The 18,141-nt window shown below is 63.9% G+C and carries 20 protein-coding genes; 11 read left to right on the top strand and 9 right to left on the bottom strand.

The genetic code is table 11. The features are described 5' to 3' along the window. Positions 1-56: 56 nt before the first annotated feature. A complete protein-coding gene (locus XH88_RS24595; RefSeq protein ID WP_271670839.1) occupies positions 57-449 on the top strand; it encodes a hypothetical protein in 393 nt (130 codons plus the stop codon). 15 nt (positions 450-464) lie between these two features. Here XH88_RS24595 and XH88_RS24590 read toward each other — a convergent pair whose 3' ends face one another. Further along, positions 465-1,808 carry an alpha/beta hydrolase gene (locus tag XH88_RS24590; protein ID WP_271670838.1) on the bottom strand — a complete coding sequence of 448 codons (1,344 nt, stop codon included), beginning with the start codon at positions 1,806-1,808 and terminating at the stop codon, positions 465-467. A gap of 334 nt (positions 1,809-2,142) precedes the next feature. Here XH88_RS24590 and XH88_RS24585 point away from each other — a divergent pair, with 334 nt between their 5' ends. Beyond that, complete coding sequence (locus XH88_RS24585) at positions 2,143-3,510, top strand: APC family permease (protein ID WP_271670837.1); 1,368 nt, start codon at positions 2,143-2,145, stop codon at positions 3,508-3,510. Positions 3,511-3,512: 2 nt separating this feature from the next. After that, the gene (locus XH88_RS24580) at positions 3,513-4,727 is read left to right on the top strand and encodes a hypothetical protein (RefSeq protein WP_271670836.1); all 1,215 of its coding nucleotides are present in this window, start codon (positions 3,513-3,515) and stop codon (positions 4,725-4,727) included. On the opposite strand, the gene XH88_RS24575 is transcribed toward XH88_RS24580, so the two are convergent. After that, positions 4,728-4,940, bottom strand: coding sequence for a hypothetical protein (locus XH88_RS24575; RefSeq protein ID WP_271670835.1), 213 nt, complete (start codon positions 4,938-4,940; stop codon positions 4,728-4,730). A 91-nt stretch (positions 4,941-5,031) separates the two neighbouring features. Then, complete coding sequence (gene yidD, locus XH88_RS24570; protein WP_271670834.1) at positions 5,032-5,370, bottom strand: membrane protein insertion efficiency factor YidD; 339 nt, start codon at positions 5,368-5,370, stop codon at positions 5,032-5,034. A gap of 241 nt (positions 5,371-5,611) precedes the next feature. Between yidD and XH88_RS24565 the strand changes: the two genes are divergently transcribed. Continuing rightward, positions 5,612-6,511 carry a hypothetical protein gene (locus tag XH88_RS24565; protein WP_271670833.1) on the top strand — a complete coding sequence of 300 codons (900 nt, stop codon included), beginning with the start codon at positions 5,612-5,614 and terminating at the stop codon, positions 6,509-6,511. Positions 6,512-6,516: 5 nt separating this feature from the next. Here XH88_RS24565 and XH88_RS24560 read toward each other — a convergent pair whose 3' ends face one another. Then, positions 6,517-6,972, bottom strand: a complete 456-nt coding sequence (locus XH88_RS24560) for an iron-sulfur cluster assembly scaffold protein (RefSeq protein WP_271670832.1) — start codon at positions 6,970-6,972, stop codon at positions 6,517-6,519. A gap of 240 nt (positions 6,973-7,212) precedes the next feature. Between XH88_RS24560 and folE the strand changes: the two genes are divergently transcribed. From folE to XH88_RS24540, 4 genes are all read left to right on the top strand, one after another. Beyond that, positions 7,213-7,905 (top strand): GTP cyclohydrolase I FolE, encoded by a 693-nt coding sequence (gene folE / locus XH88_RS24555; RefSeq protein WP_271670831.1) that lies wholly within the window; start codon positions 7,213-7,215, stop codon positions 7,903-7,905. A gap of 27 nt (positions 7,906-7,932) precedes the next feature. Next, a complete protein-coding gene (gene hisI / locus XH88_RS24550; protein ID WP_271670830.1) occupies positions 7,933-8,355 on the top strand; it encodes a phosphoribosyl-AMP cyclohydrolase in 423 nt (140 codons plus the stop codon). A gap of 124 nt (positions 8,356-8,479) precedes the next feature. Beyond that, positions 8,480-9,499, top strand: coding sequence for a lytic transglycosylase domain-containing protein (locus XH88_RS24545; protein WP_271670829.1), 1,020 nt, complete (start codon positions 8,480-8,482; stop codon positions 9,497-9,499). A gap of 156 nt (positions 9,500-9,655) precedes the next feature. Then, a complete protein-coding gene (locus tag XH88_RS24540; RefSeq protein ID WP_271670828.1) occupies positions 9,656-10,831 on the top strand; it encodes a DUF2336 domain-containing protein in 1,176 nt (391 codons plus the stop codon). Between the two features lie 121 nt (positions 10,832-10,952). Here XH88_RS24540 and XH88_RS24535 read toward each other — a convergent pair whose 3' ends face one another. The 3 genes from XH88_RS24535 to XH88_RS24525 all read right to left on the bottom strand — a co-directional run bounded on the left by XH88_RS24535 (position 10,953) and on the right by XH88_RS24525 (position 12,984). Next, positions 10,953-11,531: an Hpt domain-containing protein gene (locus XH88_RS24535; RefSeq protein ID WP_271670827.1), complete on the bottom strand. Its 579-nt coding sequence runs from the start codon at positions 11,529-11,531 to the stop codon at positions 10,953-10,955. Between the two features lie 30 nt (positions 11,532-11,561). Beyond that, complete coding sequence (locus tag XH88_RS24530) at positions 11,562-12,107, bottom strand: response regulator (protein WP_008133731.1); 546 nt, start codon at positions 12,105-12,107, stop codon at positions 11,562-11,564. Between the two features lie 97 nt (positions 12,108-12,204). Further along, positions 12,205-12,984 carry an NAD kinase gene (locus tag XH88_RS24525; protein WP_271670826.1) on the bottom strand — a complete coding sequence of 260 codons (780 nt, stop codon included), beginning with the start codon at positions 12,982-12,984 and terminating at the stop codon, positions 12,205-12,207. Positions 12,985-13,230: 246 nt separating this feature from the next. On the opposite strand from XH88_RS24525, the gene XH88_RS24520 reads away from it, so the two are divergent. After that, positions 13,231-14,790: a S10 family peptidase gene (locus XH88_RS24520; RefSeq protein WP_271670825.1), complete on the top strand. Its 1,560-nt coding sequence runs from the start codon at positions 13,231-13,233 to the stop codon at positions 14,788-14,790. Here the strand turns inward: XH88_RS24520 and XH88_RS24515 are convergent. Both XH88_RS24515 and XH88_RS24510 read right to left on the bottom strand, forming a co-directional pair. After that, a complete protein-coding gene (locus XH88_RS24515) occupies positions 14,777-16,165 on the bottom strand; it encodes a serine hydrolase domain-containing protein (RefSeq protein ID WP_271670824.1) in 1,389 nt (462 codons plus the stop codon). The genes XH88_RS24520 and XH88_RS24515 overlap by 14 nt on opposite strands. Positions 16,166-16,274: 109 nt before the next feature. Further along, the gene (locus tag XH88_RS24510) at positions 16,275-16,817 is read right to left on the bottom strand and encodes a tetratricopeptide repeat protein (RefSeq protein WP_271670823.1); all 543 of its coding nucleotides are present in this window, start codon (positions 16,815-16,817) and stop codon (positions 16,275-16,277) included. 255 nt (positions 16,818-17,072) lie between these two features. Between XH88_RS24510 and XH88_RS24505 the strand changes: the two genes are divergently transcribed. Together XH88_RS24505 and XH88_RS24500 are read left to right on the top strand one after the other, a co-directional pair. Beyond that, positions 17,073-17,432, top strand: a complete 360-nt coding sequence (locus tag XH88_RS24505; protein WP_271670822.1) for a His-rich protein BRANT — start codon at positions 17,073-17,075, stop codon at positions 17,430-17,432. A gap of 194 nt (positions 17,433-17,626) precedes the next feature. Further along, on the top strand, positions 17,627-18,049 hold the full coding sequence (locus XH88_RS24500) for a hypothetical protein (protein WP_271670821.1): 423 nt from the start codon (positions 17,627-17,629) through the stop codon (positions 18,047-18,049). The last annotated feature ends 92 nt before the right edge of the window (positions 18,050-18,141 follow it).

The following is an 18,141-nucleotide window of genomic DNA, read 5'->3' as shown; positions in this document are numbered from 1 at the left end:
ACCGCGCGTCAGAGCGCTAGAAGGCCAGTCGTGGGGACCAAAGAGAGTTGACTGAGATGAGGATGATTCTGGCGGTTGCCGCGGTGCTCTATTCAGCCTCCGCGTTTGCGCAAACCGACAAGCCACCGATGGTGGGGGACAAGCCACTGGTGCAGGTCAAGCCCAAGGGGACCAAGGCTGGCACGAAGGAAGCGGCTGCCAAGCCGGCCTCCGCGGCGCCAAAAGGCAAGCCGCAATCGATCGCCGTAAGGCTCCAGGCGTGCCTCGACATCGATGACGGCACCAAGGACCGCCTCAACTGCTACGACGCCGTGATTCCGCCGGCGCCGAAGCCCAAGGCACCCAAGGCCAAAGGTGTCGCCGACTGCCGTTTCCTCAAGGAAGAGGACGAGCGTCTGGCCTGCTTCAATGGCTTTGCCGAGAGCATTCCGAAGCTGCCCAAGAGCTGAACAAGAGAGCTGCAATTATCGGCTCGATGCCGAAGAGCTGGTGGCTGCGACGCGCGTCAGTGCCAGCGCCGGCGTGGCGGACATCTTCACCAGCACGTCCTTGAGCGGATACTGTGTCCACGCGCGGTTGACGTAATCGCGATGGGTAATCCCATCGCCGGTTTCGACGAATACGACGCTGCCGGGACGCAAGGGTCCATCCATGTCCTCGGACACGCTGATACCCTTTTGCCTGAGCATGCTCATCAGCTCGCGGTCCCGCCGTGCGGTATAGTGCGTGTAGGAGCTGACGAAGAAGCCGGAGCGGTGGCTCTCGATCCACGACGCGAACTTGTCCATCTCGCCATAGACCGCATCGAGCAGCACGACGCCGCGGACGCGATCGCTGATGCCGCCGACCTCCAGACTCCAGGCGGTCGGCAGGAAGCCGCCGCTATAGCCGACGATCACGATCGGCATGTTGGCGAAGGCGCGCGCGCCGTTGGGATCGCCGGTGAGACGGGCGAGGTGGCTTGCCGATTCCTCCATGAAGCGCTTGAGGCCGCCCGGTTGCCAGAATTTTCCGGCGCTGGAATCGGCCGCGTCGACGGCCATCTGGGGGGCCAGCAGCACGGCGTTGGCGCCCGAGGCGGTGATCTGCTGCGGCACGAGCTGGCGGTCGCGCACGTCGCGTTCCAGCGTTGCCCCATTGCCATGGAAGAACACCACGATCACGCCGGGCTTGCGCACGTCGAAATGCTCAGGGACATGCACCAGCACGCGGCTGTCGTTGTAGGTCTCGTCCTGCCAGAACACGCGCCCTGAATAGCTGCGGTGGCCACGGCGGTCGCCCTTGGAGACGTTGAGAAAGGGCGCGTCGGAAGCGGGGTTGTTGCCGAAATAAGGAAAGGCCGAGGACTTCATGCTGACGAGGGTCGTCAGGTCCTCACGCTGCGGACGCTTGTAGGGGATCTGCGGCTCGAGCGAGGCGACCTTGTAGGGCGCCTGCTCTGGCTGAGGCTGTTGCTGCACGGCGCGTTTGGGCGAGAAATCCGACATCTGCCGTTGCAGCAAGCTTTCGCTTGCGGACGGGAAACGGTCCTTAAATTGCGGGGCAGGAAAGCGATCCTCGAACGTGTCGCCGCTTGCGACTTGTCGATTGGAGATTTGGGGATTGGTCTTCCCAACGACCTGGACATTGGCCTGGGAGCTCGCGGCGAGCGCTGTCGGATTGGGCGACTGGCCGCATTGAACCAATGTGAGCGAGAGTGGCACCAAGCCTGAGATCAGAGCAATCCGAAGTGCACGACCGCACGCGCCGGACGCCCTGGTCCGGTCAGCACGCACGTCTGCTTTCAATTTCGGAACGGCCCCGACCATCCACCCATGACCCCAAGTCACGTCTATCAAGTCACGTCTATCGGCAATATTGAGCTAATTGAGCCGACTGGCGTTTAGGCGACGTTAAGCGTCCGGAGAAACTCTCCCCACATCCGGAACGATCAAAAAAGACCACGCAATCGTGTCGCGATTGTGGGAGGGGAGCGCGGATTTCCGCGGTCGACTGCGGGTTTATCGGCAAGGAGCGGGTATTTAGGTGGCTAATTACCTATTTGGGCTGCCTCATTTAGCCCTTGTTAACCCTGCTTGAATTGACTGGACCAATCTGCACGATGCCTCCCACGAGGCGCGACGCCTGAGGCTAAGGACCCAGATGACGGCATCAGATGCGGGAACCGCGCCCTGGACCGGGCGGCTGACTGGAGGCGGCTCCGGGGTTTCCGTTCTGGTCGCAACCGCCATCGTCGTCGCCGATATGATCGGCGTCGGCGTCTTCACCAGCCTCGGCTTCCAGGTGAAGGACATCCCCTCGGGCTTCTCGATCCTCGCGCTGTGGACGATTGGCGGCATCGTCGCGCTGTGTGGCGTGTTCTCCTACAGCGAGCTCGGCGCGATGTTTCCGCGCTCGAGCGGAGAGTACAATTTCCTCGGCCGTACCTATCATCCGGCGTTCGGTTTTCTCGCCGGCTGGGTCTCGGCGACAGTCGGCTTTGCTGCCCCGGTGGCACTTGCCGCCATGGCCTTCGGCGAATACGCCAAATCCGTCATGCCAGATCTGCCGCCGATCCCGCTTGCCATCGGCGTGGTGTGGCTGGTCTCGATCGTGCAATTGACCGGGGTCAGGCACTCCTCGACCTTCCAGCTGATCTCGACCATCCTCAAGGTCGTGCTGATCGTTGCATTCCTCGTCGCCGGATTCGTCGTTGGCACGCCGCAGCCGATCTCCTTTGCGCCGCAGACGGGCGATCTCGCCCATATCATCAGTGCCCCCTTCGCGATCGGGCTGGTTTTCGTGATGTATTCGTTCTCGGGCTGGAATGCCGCGACCTACATCATCGGCGAGATGAACACGCCGCAGCAGAGCCTGCCGCGCGCGCTGCTTGCGGGCACCCTGATCGTCCTGGCGCTGTACGTCGCGCTCAATGCGGTGTTCCTTCATTCGACGCCAATCAGCGCGCTGGCCGGCCAGCTCGACGTCGCAAGCGTAGCCGGCAGCAGCATCTTCGGGAGCCTCGGCGGACGGATCGTCGGCGCGATGATATGCGTCGGCCTGATCTCCTCGATCAGCGCGATGATGTGGATCGGACCGCGTGTGATGATGACGATGGGGGAGGACATTCCGGCGCTGCGCGTGTTCTCGAAGAAATCGGTGAGCGGCGCGCCGGCCTACGCGATCCTGTTTCAGCTCGCGGTGGCCAATCTGTTGCTGTTCACCCGCAGCTTCGAGGCGGTGCTCGACTTCATCCAGTTCGCGCTGCTGTTCTGCTCGTTCTTCACTGTTGCCGGTGTGATCAAGCTGCGCATCACCGATCCCGACCTGCCACGCCCCTATCGCGCCTGGGGATACCCGTTCACGCCGCTCATTTTCCTGCTCGTGACCGCATCGATGATGTACTACCTCTTGACCGAGCGGCCCGTGCAGTCGCTGTCGGGGATGCTCGTCATGCTCTCGGGCCTGCTGATTTATGCTGTTTTCCGCAGGCGGCCGGTCGCCGCTGCCACGTCACCCGATCGCGAATAGACATGTTTCGATCCATGAGACTTGCGGCCGTCGCACTTGCGTTTTTGGGTGCGGCCATCTCGTCCGGGCGTGCGGCCGAAGTCACATTTGACGACACCGCGCGCTTCCTCGCAGGGATGCAGCCGTCGGCGGACTCGCCGCTGGTGCCGCTCACCAGGGACCCGTCCTGGCAGCATCACGCCAGATTCTTCGACGGCGCCTTCGCCGAGCTCGAGCAGCGGCAGATATCGAAGATCCGGAGCTGGTCGGACGTCAATCTCGCCGCGCCCCGGCCGACCATGTTCTACTTCTTCAGCGGTCCGGATTTCCTCTACGCAAACGCCTTCTATTCCAAGGCCAGCACTTACGTGCTGGGCGCCCTGGAGCCGGTCGGTGCAGTGCCCGATCTGACCAGGCTGCCGCGTAGCTCGGTCAATGCCGCGCTCTACAATGTCGAGCGTTCGCTTGGCTCGATCCTCAGCTTTTCCTTCTTCATCACCAAGCAGATGAAGGTCGATCTGCACGCCAACCAGGTCAACGGTACCTTGCCGATCCTCTACGTCTTCCTGGCGCGCTCCGGCAAAACCATCCGCAACGTCGAGATGGTCGCGCTCGACGACAAGGGCGGGGTCCATGGAGGCAATGACAATCCGGGGCCGAACGCCACGCGCGGCGTACGCATCACCTTTGCGGGCAGCGACGGCGAGGCGCGCACGCTATATTATTTCTCGACCGATCTTTCCAACCCGGGCGCGCGTGCCACCGGCTTCCTGAAATTCTGCGCGACGCTCGGGCCGGGCAACAGCCTGATCAAGAGCGCGTCGTATCTCTTGCACGCAGGCAATTTTACCGTGGTCCGCGACTGGCTGCTTGCCAACAGCGCGACCATTATCCAGGACGATTCCGGTATCCCGCTCGCCAGTTACAATCCGCGGCAATGGCGGTTCTTCCCGTTCGGCCGCTATCTCGGACCGATCGACGAATTCCCTGGCCGCTATCAGGAGCGCTACGCTGAATTGTTCACGCGTGCCCAGCCGATCGATTTCGGCGTCGGCTATCGCTGGCGGATGCATGAGTCGAATCTGCTGCTGTCCGTGAAGGTCCCGGGAAGCGAGATCGCCCCGGCCGCGGAGACGACGTCGTCGGCCGAGCCGCCGCCGAAGCCGCCGCGGTCGAAGCGACTACGTCCACCCGAGCCGATTCCGCCGCCACCCGGACGCTTCTTCTGGTTCCGCTGACTACCAATGCACGCTTTGGCTGGGCACGATGAACGCCGTCGTGCTCGGCGGTGTCGCAAGACTTGCCGACAGATACCAGCCGGAGCCGAGGACCAGCATGAGCAGCGCGATGATCGCGAGTATGTCGACGGTTCTGGGATCGTGTTCCCTTGGATTGAAGCTAAGGTGCGAACCAGGCCAGAAATGAAAATGACGGCTGATTTTCCAGCGCATTGTTGTTTCCTCCCGTGGGAGCATCACGACAACGCGAGGGCAGAGTTCCAGTTCCGCTCAGGGCAGAAATGCGCAAAGCACCGCAGCAAACTCAAGACGAATTGACCCCGCGCCAGCGAGCGTAGCGCCACGGCAAATACCAGCGCGCATTCTGCGGCGGAGTGAGGGGCACATTGTCGATCCCCGACGTGCCGAATGGATTGCAGCGCAACACGCGCGCGAGTGTCATCCAGCCACCGGCCCAGAGACCGAACCGCTCGATTGCCTCATCGCCATAGACGGAGCAGGTCGGCAGATGGCGGCAATTGTAGCCGACCAACGGCGAGAGCGTATGCCTGTAGAGCCAGATCAGCGCGCGGCCGAATCTGCGCGGCAGCCGCAGCGCCTCGGCGAGGGAAGCGGAACAATGCTCGCAGGCTGAATGCTTCATGTGCGCTGTGCCGCGATCGTGAGCGAGATCTTGCCCGGTTCCGGCGCAGGGAACAGCAAGCAGTTGTTTTTGCGCCATATTTTCCGTGCTTTTTGGGAGCAGTGCAGCAAGTCCCTATGGACGAACTGTATTCCCCCGGATACCATTTTTATGACACGCGTGAAAACATACGACTGTATGATCGACTCATCGAGCGCGAAGCGGGGATAATCGCGCGAATGGGCTTGGGGAAGGGATCAGTTTGAAACTTCTGAAGTCGCTCAACCTTCGCGGCTGGTTGCTGGTGGGAACCGCCGCTTGCGGAGTCGTGCTGGCAGGCGCCGTCGCGACATTCGGATCGTCGGCCCGAGCCGGTGCTGCCCTCGAAGAGCGCAAGCTGCCGATGAAATTCAGCTGGGTCGCCTGCGAACCCAATTGCCGCGGCTGGGTCAGTGCGGTGGGCATCATCACTGCCGATACGCCGAAGGATTTTGACGACTTTGCCCGCGGACGCCAGCTCGGCGGGGCCACCGTCGTACTCGACTCCAGCGGCGGTTCCGTCAACGATGCGATCACGCTCGGCCGGCGCTTCCGCACCCTCGGTCTTCTCACCACGGTCGGCATCACGCAGCAGAAGAGCGGGCAGGGCGCCCGTCCGACGGTCGCCTCGGAAGCCTATTGCGAATCCATGTGCGTGTTCCTGCTGCTGGCCGGCAAGAAACGTTACGTGCCGGAAGCGGCTCATGTTCGCGTCCATCAGATCTGGATGGGCGACCGCGCGGATGACGCCAAAGCGGCGAGCTACACTGCGCAGGATCTGATGATCGTGGAACGCGACATCGGCCGGCTCGCCAAATACACCTTCGATATGGGCGGTGCGGGTGATCTGCTGTCGCTCGCGCTCAATGTGCCGCCCTGGGAAGATCTGCACGAACTCAACGCGGCCGAGCTGAAGCTGACCAATCTCGTGACGACAGATCTCGTGGCCGACGTGCTGCCGCATGTGGACGTCACGGCACCTGCGGTGGCGGAGCTTGCACCGAAGACGCAGGCCAGGTTCGGCCAGGAGTCGGACCCTCAACCTGCCAAGTCGACCAAGACGGCGGAAGCCGTGGTCCCGCTCGCGGGCGTCGCGGCTCCAGCTTCGACGCCGCAGAAATAAGAGCTTCAGCCTTGCGCGGTAGCGGGCTGCTTCGCCCTCGCCTCGATCTGGCCGATCGCATCGACCACGGCGTCGAAGGTCAACAGCGTCGAGGCGTGGCGCGCCTTGTAGTCGCGGACCGGCTCGAGGAATTTGATCTCTTCCCACTTGCCTTCGGGAGGCGCTCCATTCTCCTTGAGCATCTTGCGAACGGTTTCGCGTAACTCACGGAGTTCACTCGCGGTCGAGCCGACCACGTGGCTTGCCATGATGGACGAGGAGGCTTGCCCCAGCGCGCAGGCCTTCACGTCGTGGGCGAAGTCGGTGACGGTGTCGCCCTCCATCTTGAGGTCGATCTTCACAGTCGAGCCGCACAATTTGGAATGGGCGGTGGCGCTGGCGTCGGGGTCCGCCAACCGCCCGAGCCGCGGAATATTGCCAGCCAGCTCGATGATCCGCTTGTTATAGATGTCGTTCAGCATGTGATGGAGTCCAACACTTACGAGCCGGATCGGCCTTGGCGGGCGCCGGCCACGATCCTATATAGGGCTGGAACTGGCGGAAAAACAGCCCGGCTTCGCTGGCGGTGATCCAGGTGTGCGCTGCCGGCGTTATTGCCAAATGGGCCTTTCGCCGAATACTGTTCTCTTCAGGCGTCCGGCGGCTTGTCCGCCTCGTCTGCCGGTGACACTCCGGCCGCAGGGCCGTCGAACGGAGTAGACATGGACGCGACGATCAAATCCATCCGCCCGAACAAGCCTTCCGACCGGCAGCTCGACAGCCGCCCGGCGGAGCTTGATCCCTCTGAATTCCTCGCCGCCGCCGTCCGTGCCGACCAGCCGCGCCCGGCGCGCGCCGAGGCGGAGGCGGCCGTGAAGACGCTGCTCGCCTATATCGGTGAGAACCCGCAGCGCGAGGGCCTGCTCGACACGCCGCGCCGCGTGGTCGAGGCCTTCGACGAGCTCTATCAGGGCTACCATCAGTGCCCAGCCGAGGTGCTCGACCGTACGTTTGGCGAGACTGCGGGCTATGACGATTTCGTGCTGGTGCGCGACATCGAGTTTACCTCGCAATGCGAGCATCACATGATGCCGTTCTACGGCAAGGCGCACATCGCCTATACTCCGGTGGAGCGCGTCGTCGGTCTGTCCAAGCTCGCCCGGCTCACCGACATTTTTGCCCGTCGGCTCCAGACCCAGGAGCATTTGACGGCGCAGATCGCAGCTGCGATCGACGAAATCCTGAAGCCGCGCGGCGTCGCCGTCCTGATCGAGGCCGAGCATACCTGCATGTCGGTGCGCGGCGTCGCCAAGCATGGCGCCTCCACCTTCACCAGCCGTTTCACCGGCATGTTCCGCGACAATCCGGCGGAGCAGGCCCGTTTCCTGTCCCTGGTACGAGGCCTGCAGCGCTGACCTCGCGAATGACTGGCGAGAGTTGCTGTGTCCGCTCACTCCCATGAGATCGAGGAAGGCCTGGTCTTTCTCCCCAAGTTCGATGCCGCCGGCCTTGTGACGGTCGTCGCGACCGACGTCGCGACCGGTGACGTCCTCATGGTCGCGCACATGAACGAGGAGGCGCTGCGCAAGACCATTGCCACGGGCGAGGCCTGGTACTTCAGCCGCTCGCGCAATGCGTTGTGGCGAAAAGGTGAGACCTCAGGTCAGACCCAGCGCGTGGTCGAGATCCGCACCGATTGCGACCAGGACGCGGTCTGGATTCGCGTCGAGCAGATCGGCGCCGCCTGCCACACCGGCCGCCGCTCGTGCTTCTATCGCAAGGTCGAGGCGGACGATGCAGGCGCGACGCTTGTGTTCGTCGATTCGGAGCGGCTGTTCGATCCGGACTCGGTCTACAAGAAGTAGCCCGGAATTGAATCGGGGAAGCGCGCCCCCGAATTAACCCCGCATTAACCATGCCTGTCCCACGGTGGGACGACGGGCGCCGAATTGCCGGCGCCTCCAATGCCGCGCGGGCGGGCACTCCATCATGTCGGTCGACAATTCCAGTGTCTCGCAGACGGCGTTTCTCGATCCGTCGCAGACGCGTGTGGCCGGCGCGATCAAGCAGGTCTCCAACCGGACCGGCGTCAGCTTCCAATACATGGTGACGACCGCCAAGATGGAATCGGATTTCGATCCGTCTGCGGGCGCCACCACCTCGTCCGCCCACGGTCTCTATCAATTCATCGACCAGACCTGGCTCGGCACGGTGAAGGAGGCGGGGGCCCAGCTCGGCTACGGCAACTACGCCGACGCGATCACCAGGACCTCGTCGGGCAGCTACACCGTCGATGACCCCTTCATGAAGCGATCGATCATGAAGCTCCGCGACGATCCCGAGGCTGCGTCCAGCATGGCGGCGGCGCTGACGCAGTCCAACAGCTTCAAGCTCACCGGTCTGCTCGGCCGCAGGCCCTCCGACAGTGAGCTCTATATGGCCCATTTCATGGGCGTCGGCGGCGCGGCGAAACTGATCGCCAATGCCGAGGACAATCCGCAAGCGGTTGGTGCGCGGCTGTTTCCCAACGCGGCCTCGGCCAATCGCTCGATCTTCTACGCCAGGGACGGCCGTGCCCGCAGCGTCTCCGAAGTCTATTCGGTGCTGGACGCGCGCTACGCCAGCGCGGCGAATTCGAAGGTCACCCGCAGCGCGATGGCGATGTATGGCGCTACGCCCTCGACGACGCAGGTCGCCAGCGCCAATGGCGTGCAGCCTGCTGCGCCGATCGTCGACAATGCCGTCTTCCTCCAGACCTTCCCGGACGCGCGAGGCGTCACGCCGGTGAGTGCGGCATCGTCAATGACCGTCGCTGACAATGCACCCTCCGCGCCGGCATTTCGCTCGATCTATCAGCCGGGCGACGCCACGCAGCCGGTCTCGACGACCGTGCAGAAACTGTGGGGCAACAACGCCTCGCTGACCTCGGTTGCGTCGGCGACGCCCAATGTCCGTCCGCCGCAGCCGCTCGATCTCTTCAGCGACCGCAGCGGCACCTTCTCAAGCTAGTGCGTTGCCGGCGCGGCTGATCGATCCTCAGCTCTTAACAAATCATCAATAAAACCAGCCGGTTATGGTGAACGCTTTGTTAAGCGTCGTGGTTTATTTTGTGTTGCAGGTGACGGGCCGTCACCATTTTCGTTTGTTGTGTAAGCCGGAAGCAGCATGATTGTTCGGCAGTTCATCAATTGGATCAGGACGGCGCCCGCCGGTGAGCGGGCGGAGGCTACGCGGGCGTTGGCCCGGGCCTGGCTGATCTCAGACCTTTCGCATGATGACCGCGTTGCGGCCGAAGGCGCGCTGCTGATGCTGCTCGACGATCCGTCGCCGCTGGTGCGGCAGGCGATGGCCGAGGCCTTTGCACGCAGCCTCGATGCGCCGGCGTCGATCGTGCGGGCGCTGTCGACGGACCAGCCGACCGTGGCGCTGCCCGTGCTCGAACATTCGCCGCTGCTGGTCGACGCCGATCTCGTCGACATCGTCGCGACTGGCAACGAGGAGGTGCAATGCGCGGTCGCGCGCCGGATTGCGCTGCCGGTCTCGGTCTGTGCCGCCATCGCCGAAGTCGGTTGCGCGGCGGCCTCACTCGAGCTGATCGAAAACCCTCACGCGGAGCTCGCACCGTTCTCCTGGAATCGCATTGTCGAGCGTCACGGCCATCTCGCCGCGATCCGCGAGGCGATGCTGGTGCTGGACGACATTCCGGCCGCAACGCGCGCCGCGCTTGTGGCAAAGCTCTCCGAGACGCTGGCCCAATTCGTCGTGGCCCGGAACTGGCTCAGCGCCGACCGTGCCGAGCGCATGACGATCGAGGCGCGCGATCGCTCCACCATGAACATCGCAGCGCGCTCGCGCGGTGACGATATGCAGGATCTGGTCAAGCATCTGCGGATCACCGGCCAGCTCACCGCGGGACTGATCCTGCGCGCGTTGTTGTCGAGCAATCTCGACCTGTTTGATGCCGCGCTCGCCGAACTCGCTGACCTGCCGCTGGCGCGCGTTTCCGCACTGCTGCACGATCGCGGCGGCAACAGCCTGCACGCGCTGCTTCGCCGCGCCGGGTTGCCGGAGGCGACGTTTGCCGCGTTCCAGGTCGCGCTCGATGCCTGCCACGAGCAGGGCTTTGTCGACACCGACGACACCGCAGCGCGCTTGCGCCGGCGCATGGTCGAGCGCGTGCTGACCCATTGCGAGACCGACCGCGGCGCTACCGAGCCCCTGATGGTCCTGCTGCGCCGCTTCGCCACCGAATCTGCGCGGGAAGAGGCAAGGCTGTTCTGCGACGAACTGGTCGCGGAGGATGCAATTGATCCCATGTATGACGATCTGATTGCGGCGTAGTTCGAGCTGGACCGGCAAACCCAGTCATTGCGAGCGCAGCGAAGCAATCCAGAACCCCTCCGCGGGGACAGTCTGGATTGCTTCGCTGCGCTCGCAATGACGGGGAGAGAGAATCGGGGCCTTACTCCGCCGGCGCGATGCTCGGCGCCAGGACCGCTTCGAGATGTTCGGGGCGGTCGCGGTTGACGTCCGTGAGATAGTCGTCGGCCACCTTGCGCAGACGGTGGCTGAGCTCGGCGGAGACGCTGATGCTGTCGAGCCGGGTGTTCTCGTGCACGATGGCAATGATCGCGTTGATGTGGTGCGTGAATAGCTCGGCCGGGACCTTCTCGAAATCCGGCGCGTGCTCGATGATGCGGCAGAGGCTCTCGGCGACGCCCGCTGCGGCCGGAAAGCCAAACGTGGCAGCGTCGCCCTTGATGTCGTGGGCGGCATGGAACAGCTCGTCGCGCCGTTCCTTGGTGAAGCCCTCGTTGCGGATGGCGGCATGGGCGGCCGACAGACGGTTGACCTCGGTCGTCATCCAGTCCTTGAACTCGCTGGAGAGGCCGGCCAGCGCCTTCTCGGCGCGGCCAATCGGATCGTCCATGTCCTTTTCTTCGACACGGCGCAGCACCTTGCGCAGCGGATTGGGCTGCGTAATGACGTGATGCGTGGCGAAGGCCTTGACCTCGATGTCCCTTGCGCTGTTCTTCGCCATGATGCCTGCCTCGTCGTGTGAGACCTTGCGCTAGATGGAGGAGCGGGCCTTGTCGAGCAGCGAGGGCTGCTGAAGCACTTCGTGCTTTTCGCCGACGCGGCGCTCCGGGCCCATATAGGCCGAGTTGGTGTTGCGGCGCCGGTCCGGGCCGAAATAGGTCTTGGTCTTGATGAAGGGCCGGGGACTGGCGACCACGTTGAGAATCCGCTGGTAGAGGCCCTTGGCCGAGATCGGTTTGGCCAGGAATTCGGTGACGCCGGCATCGCGGGCGACGGTGACGCGGCGCTTCTCGGAATGCCCCGTCAGCATGATGATCGGCGCATAAGGGTTGCCCTTGGATTCCGGCTGCCGGATCATCTGTGCAAGCTCGAGCCCGTCGAAGATCGGCATCGCCCAGTCGGTGATGACGATGTCCGGCACGTAATGGCTGTACATTTCGAGCGCCGTCGCGCCGTCCTCGGCCTCATAGACCTCGCGCGCGCCGAACGAATGCAGCAGCGTCCGCAGGATGCGGCGCATGTGCGGATTGTCGTCGCAGACGAGGAAGCGCAGCTTGTTGAAGTCGATACGGAACATGACGTCCGGCCAAAGCGGTCAACCGTCGTTAACCATATCGCGCCGGAGGTTAATGAAGCGTTGCGAACGACGTCAGGCGGCCCGCGGGGCAGGTGGTTCAGGCGCCGAATTGCTCGCGCAGAATTCGCTCCTCCAGGCTGTGGCCGGGATCGAACAGCATCCGCATCGAAATGGTCTTGTCGGACAACACCTCGACGCGGCGGACATCGCGCACCTCGTCGTGGTCCGCGACCGCGGCCACCGGGCGCTTGTCGCCCTCAAGAACCTCGATCACGACATAGGCCGTGTTCGGCAGGAGCGCGCCGCGCCAGCGGCGGGGACGGAAGGCGCTGATCGGCGTCAGCGCCAGCAGCGCGGCGTTGATCGGCAAGATCGGTCCCTGGGCAGACAGATTGTAGGCGGTGGATCCTGCAGGTGTCGCCACCATGATGCCATCGGCCATCAGTTCCGGCATGCGCTCCCGCTCGTCGATCACGATGCGCAGGCGCGCCACCTGATAGGTCTGACGGAACAGCGCGACCTCGTTGATGGCGTGGTGCAGGTGGACGCGGTCGTTGATGTCGGTCGCGCGCATCAGGAGCGGGTTGATCTCGGATTCCTGCGCCGCCGCGAGCCGCGCGCGCAGATCGTGCGTCGAGTATTCGTTCATCAGGAAGCCGACCGTGCCACGGTGCATTCCGTAGATCGGCTTCCCCGTGTGCATGTGCTGGTGCAGGGTCTGGAGCATCAACCCGTCGCCGCCGAGCGCCACCACGACGTCGGCTTCGTTCGGGTCGCAATTGCCGTAGCTCTGGGTGAGCTGCCTGAAGGCGGTCTGCGCTTCGTTGCCTGGGCTGGCGACGAAGGCGATCCGGTCGTATCGCAATGGCTTGGTCATGGCTTCCAGGCAGGTGTCGCTGGCTGAGAAAGTTCCGCCGAGGTCGTCTATACGACCTGGGCCTCTATTGTCGAGGATGACCGGCCGGCAAGGCAAACGCCCGCGAGCCAGGGCGTCTCGTCTGAAGGCAAAAACCGGGGTTGATCGGGCCCGGAAAGCCGGTCTCCGGCCTCGGATCCCCAAACTGTCGCATTTGCCGGTTAGAACTACGGGCCAGAAATTTGCGGGCGGGCAGGGAGAATAAGGATGGCTTTGAGCTTGCCGATGCTGCGCCGCGCGGGCCTGGTCCTGGCGCTGTCTGCTTTCGCCTTCGCGGGGCTGGCGCGCGCGGACGATCCACCGCAGCCGCGCAGCGAGGGGACGGCGCCCGCGGGCCAGAAGGGCGGGCGCGGCGGCAATGCGGCGCAGGGCTCGCTGTCGGCCGCCGAGCAGCATCGTTTGCCCGGCGACTCGACGACGAAGCAGAGCCTCGACCTGCCGGGCCGAACGCTCAATTTCGCTGCGACTGCGGGCTCGATCCGCGTGTTTGACGACAAGGGCGAGCCGCTGGCCGACATCGCCTATACGTCCTACGAACTCGATGGCGCCGATCGCGCCACGCGCCCGGTGACGTTCCTGTTTAACGGCGGGCCGGGTGCGTCCTCGGCGTGGCTCCAGTTCGGCGCGGTCGGGCCGTGGCGGCTGCCGCTCGACGGCGAGAGGCTATCTCCGTCGACTTCGCCCGAGGTGAAGCCCAACGCGGAGACCTGGCTCGATTTCACCGATCTCGTTTTCATCGATCCCGTCGGCACCGGCTACAGCCGTGTCATCGCGAGCGGCGAGGATGCGCGAAAACGGTTCTATTCGGTCAACGGCGACGTCAATTCGATTGCGCTCGTCATCCGCCGCTGGCTGGAGAAGCACAACCGCCTGACCTCGCCCAAATACGTCGCGGGCGAAAGCTATGGAGGCATTCGTGGGCCGAAGGTGGTGCGTCAATTGCAGCTTCAGCACGGTGTCGGCGTCAGAGGATTGATTCTGGTGTCGCCGCTGCTGGATTTCCGCGAATTCACGGGCACCAGCCTTCTGCAATATGTCGCGACCTTGCCGAGCTATGTTGCGGTGGCGCGCGCAGCCAAAGGGCCGGTCAAGCGTGCCGATCTCGCCGATGTGGAGGCCTATGCACGCGGCGAGTTTCTGGCCGACCTCGTCAAGGGAGAGGCGGACAAGGAGGCGACCAATCGTCTCGCCGACAAGGTCGCGGAGCTGACCGGCATCGACCAGGTGGTAAGTCGCAGGCTCGCTGGCCGCTTCGATGTCGGCGAATTCCGCCGCGAACTCGATCGCAAGAACGGCATGGTGACCGGTCGCTACGATGCTTCCGTACGCGGCTTCGATCCTTATCCGGATTCGAGCAGCTCGCATTTCGGCGACCCCTCGGGCGATGCGCTTCAGGCGCCGCTGACGAGCGCCGCGGTCGATGTGCTCACGCGCAAGCTCAACTGGCGGCCGGCCGGCTCCTATGAAGTCCTCAACGGCGCGGTCGAGCACAACTGGGATTTTGGCGGCGGTATCAACCCCCCACAATCGCTATCCGAGCTCCGCCAGATCCTCGCTACCGATGCAAAACTGAACGTCCTGGTCGCGCATGGCCTGTTCGATCTGGCTACGCCCTATTTCGGCACGAAACGGGCGCTCGATCAGCTGCCTGCTTTCGCAACGTCGCGGGTGAAGTTCGTGGTCTATCCCGGCGGCCACATGTTCTATTCGCGCGACGGCTCGCGTCAGGCGTTTCGCGGGGAGGTCGAGGCGCTCATTCGGGAGTAGGGCGTTTCTTGCGTGGCGGGTAGCGCCGCGCGATCTCGCGTGCCACAACAGTCGCGGGCTTGACGTTGGCGCCGGCAAGCCAGATGTCGCTGATCCTCCCGCGCTTGTCGCGGACGCGCCGCACCGGCTCGCCATGGCTGGAATAGCCGGCCGCCCAGGCGAGCCTGCCGGTGTCCCGGCCGGTGACCTCGATCTCGGCGGCATCCATCAGCGGATTGTTGAACTGCGGATTGGCGACGAGCACGCGGTTGCCGGCGGGCACGAGGTCGGTCGCGCCCCAGATCGTCCACCAGCGACCGGTCCAGTCGCGCACGCGCCGGTCGGGGGCACCGCGTGTCTTGAAGACCCGCAGGATCTGCATCGCACCGTCCATCCAGAACGGTGCCGCACCGTCGATGGAATTGCTGAGGATGCTGATTGCGAGCTCGCACGCGGGAATGGAGCAGGTTCGGGAGATATAGCCCTGGAAGCCGCCGCCATGGCCGAACCAGTCCCAGCCGTCGGTCTTGCCGGCGCTGACGCCGAGACCGTAATAGGCCTCGAAGTTCTGCGGAACGCGCCATTGATGCCGCGTCATCTCGCGGCGGCTCGCGATCGACAGCACGCTCTTCCTGGCGTTGGGCGCAAGCTGGGCGAAGAAACGCGCGGTGTCCGCGGCGGTGGCGACGAAGCCCGCGGCCGACGCCATCGCATGGGCGGGATTGTCGCCGGGAATTACGCAGCGTTCGCCGAGCGGCAGCTTTCGCGTGTGGCCGCGCGCAAACGGCGCACCCTTGGGAAGCTGCGCATTCGGCTCGGTCTCGCGCAAGCCGGCCGGTTCGACGATGTCGCGCTTGATCCATGCGGAATAGGGCTCCTTGGTCGCCGCTTCGATAACGAGGCCCATCAGGCCAAAGCCGTGATTGGAATATTTGAAACGCGTGCCGGGTTCGATCGCGGTCGGCAGCTTCAGTTCCGCGAGCAGCTCTTTCGCATTGAGATAGGGACGGCTGTCGATGAACTGACCGGAATCGGCGCCGTCGCGCGTCAGCCCGGCGCTGTGCGAGAGCACCTGCGCAATGGTCGTCTCGGCGACGCGCGGATGCAAACCGCTAACATATTGGCCGACGGGATCGTCGAGCCGGAGCTTGCGCTGCTCGCGCAGTTTCATGACGCCGGCCGACGTAAAACTCTTGGAATGCGAGGCGATGCGGAAGCGGTGACGCGGCGTCAGCTTCTCGCCGGTGTCGAGATTGGCGAGACCGAACGCATGCTCGGCGACGACTTCGCCGCGGTGGACGAAGGCGACGATGACGCCCGGCTGTTGGAAGCTACTCTGCTGGAATTCGATCCAGGAGCTGATGTAGTCGATCGCGGATCGCAGCCACGTGTCCATTGCGCTACCGGTTTGCGAGGGAATGGGTGCGCGCAGGCTAACTGAGATAGCAGAACGGACACAACCGGTAAGGTTGTGCCCGTTCATTTCATGCGAAGATGCGCTGGGCTTAGTAGACGAGCGTCGCGCCAGTCGGCTTGTCGAGGGCGGCAGCCAGCGAGCGATACTCGGAGCTGTCGGTGCCGGCGAGCGAGGCGATCTTGTTCAGGTGGTATTGCGCCTGTTCGCGATTGCCCTGCTCGAGCTGCCAGAGGCCATAATACTGCCAGGTGCGGACGTGGTTCGGATCGTCCTTAAGCGCGATCTCGTAATAGATCTTCGAGGATTGGTAATCGCCGAGCTTGCGATAGGAGTATCCGATCAGGTTCGCAACGTCGGCGACGTCGTCACGCTTGAGCTGCTTCAGCTGGCCGATCGCGTCCGTATAATCGTGCTTGTCGTAAATCGTGGTGTAGGCAGTGCGATAGGCCGCGAGGAATTTGGGATCGCTGACGGAAGAGCTCTTCTTCTTCCCTTTCTTGGCCGAGCTATCCGACTTCGGCGGCGGCGAGGGATCGTCGCTGCCGGCGGCATAGGCGCTCGTCAGCACCGGTCCGGCCGCCAGCGCCATCGAGACAAGGCCCGGTACCAGAAGCATGGAAAGTCTGCGCATCGAAGTTCTCCCGTATGGAACGTGGCGATCCTACACGATTGCCCAAAGACCGGAACACCCGGCCGGCAGAAACATTCCCGGCACTCCCCCGCCCGTTCGGCGCTCCCCCGGCAACATAACAAACTTGTCATCCAGATGAACGGAAGCCTGCCAGGCGCTTCAGAACGGGTTCAGCGTGCGCCATCTAGGCTCTCCCCATGATCGAAGGGTCGGCGAGAGGGCGCCGCCTCAAGATCCTTCCAAGAGGAGACCACCATGTTGAAGACGATTTCCGCAGCCTTGCTCGCAGCTTCCGTCATCGCAGCCCCGGCCTTCGCCGCTGAGGCCGGCAAGACCACGACCGCACCGGTGATCAAGGCGGATCAGACCCAAACCAAGACCACTGCCGCCAAACCCGACGCCGGCGTCAAGGCCGACGCCAAGACGGCCGACATCAAGTCGGGCGCCAAGGTCGATACCAAGGGCAAGGCGATGAACGCCAACGCCGCGATCACGCCCGACGAGCACAAGACGGTGCGGACGCATCGCCATCACCACAAGCATCTGTCGGCCAAGAAGTCGCTGAAGGCGCAGCCGGATCTCGGCAAGCCGGCAACGACCGAAAAGCGTAGCTGACGACTGATCCCGCGGGGCGGCATCCATTGCCCGCCGCCCCGCGCGGAGTTCAGGCCGGCCCGTTCGTCATGCCGTGTGCGCGAGCGCAAGGTGCTGGCGGCGGGCCGGCGCGTCGTTGATGGAAGAGAATTCCCTTTGTGCAACCTTGGAGCTAGAAGCATCGTGCGAGTCTGGTTCGGCGGAGAATTCAGTCCTTGGGGCAATTGGCGAAACGTGCGGCAATCCTGGTTCTGCCGCTGACTCTGGCGGCGTGCTTCGGCAGCGATGGTGACCGTCCATCCCTGATGCAAGGGACCCAGGCCGGAGGGCCGCAGCCGTTGCCCGACAATTTTCGCGGCGACACGCTGGCCCTGATGCACGCCTATTTGAATGATCCGGTCGGCGTGCGTGAAGCCGGCGTGGCCGATCCCGTGTTGCGAGAGGTCGGAGGGCGGCAGTTCTATGTCAGCTGCCTGCGCTACACGCCGCGCGAGAGCGACGGCAGCTACAAGACGATCCGCGAGCGCGCCGTCGTCTTCGTTAACGGCCGGGGCGACCGCGTCGTCGATCGCGCCAGCGAGCTTTGTGCCGGCGCGGTTTACGCGCCCTTTCCAGAACTGGAAAAGATGACGCGGTAGCGCAAAGCCTGCCTTCATCGCGCGGTGCTAGGAGAGGTACTGCCGGAGCCGCTGGATCACATTTTGGCGAGCTTTGAACGAGGTGGTTTGGC

Source organism: Bradyrhizobium sp. CCBAU 51627, assembly GCF_028128765.1.
GTDB lineage: Bacteria > Pseudomonadota > Alphaproteobacteria > Rhizobiales > Xanthobacteraceae > Bradyrhizobium.
The sequence above is the reverse complement of the archived record's forward strand: the minus strand, read 5'-3'. Positions and strand labels throughout refer to the sequence as shown.

Excerpts from the sequence above, each read along its gene's own strand:
- XH88_RS24595 (WP_271670839.1), top strand. The coding sequence starts at position 57 with ATGAGGATGATTCTGGCGGTTGCCGCGGTGCTCTATTCAGCCTCCGCG.
- XH88_RS24590 (WP_271670838.1), bottom strand. The coding sequence starts at position 1,808 with ATGGTCGGGGCCGTTCCGAAATTGAAAGCAGACGTGCGTGCTGACCGG.
- XH88_RS24585 (WP_271670837.1), top strand. The coding sequence starts at position 2,143 with ATGACGGCATCAGATGCGGGAACCGCGCCCTGGACCGGGCGGCTGACT.
- XH88_RS24580 (WP_271670836.1), top strand. The coding sequence starts at position 3,513 with ATGTTTCGATCCATGAGACTTGCGGCCGTCGCACTTGCGTTTTTGGGT.
- XH88_RS24575 (WP_271670835.1), bottom strand. The coding sequence starts at position 4,940 with ATGCGCTGGAAAATCAGCCGTCATTTTCATTTCTGGCCTGGTTCGCAC.
- yidD (WP_271670834.1), bottom strand. The coding sequence starts at position 5,370 with ATGAAGCATTCAGCCTGCGAGCATTGTTCCGCTTCCCTCGCCGAGGCG.
- XH88_RS24560 (WP_271670832.1), bottom strand. The coding sequence starts at position 6,972 with ATGCTGAACGACATCTATAACAAGCGGATCATCGAGCTGGCTGGCAAT.
- folE (WP_271670831.1), top strand. The coding sequence starts at position 7,213 with ATGGACGCGACGATCAAATCCATCCGCCCGAACAAGCCTTCCGACCGG.
- XH88_RS24545 (WP_271670829.1), top strand. The coding sequence starts at position 8,480 with ATGTCGGTCGACAATTCCAGTGTCTCGCAGACGGCGTTTCTCGATCCG.
- XH88_RS24540 (WP_271670828.1), top strand. The coding sequence starts at position 9,656 with ATGATTGTTCGGCAGTTCATCAATTGGATCAGGACGGCGCCCGCCGGT.
- XH88_RS24535 (WP_271670827.1), bottom strand. The coding sequence starts at position 11,531 with ATGGCGAAGAACAGCGCAAGGGACATCGAGGTCAAGGCCTTCGCCACG.
- XH88_RS24530 (WP_008133731.1), bottom strand. The coding sequence starts at position 12,107 with ATGTTCCGTATCGACTTCAACAAGCTGCGCTTCCTCGTCTGCGACGAC.
- XH88_RS24525 (WP_271670826.1), bottom strand. The coding sequence starts at position 12,984 with ATGACCAAGCCATTGCGATACGACCGGATCGCCTTCGTCGCCAGCCCA.
- XH88_RS24520 (WP_271670825.1), top strand. The coding sequence starts at position 13,231 with ATGGCTTTGAGCTTGCCGATGCTGCGCCGCGCGGGCCTGGTCCTGGCG.
- XH88_RS24515 (WP_271670824.1), bottom strand. The coding sequence starts at position 16,165 with ATGGACACGTGGCTGCGATCCGCGATCGACTACATCAGCTCCTGGATC.
- XH88_RS24510 (WP_271670823.1), bottom strand. The coding sequence starts at position 16,817 with ATGCGCAGACTTTCCATGCTTCTGGTACCGGGCCTTGTCTCGATGGCG.
- XH88_RS24505 (WP_271670822.1), top strand. The coding sequence starts at position 17,073 with ATGTTGAAGACGATTTCCGCAGCCTTGCTCGCAGCTTCCGTCATCGCA.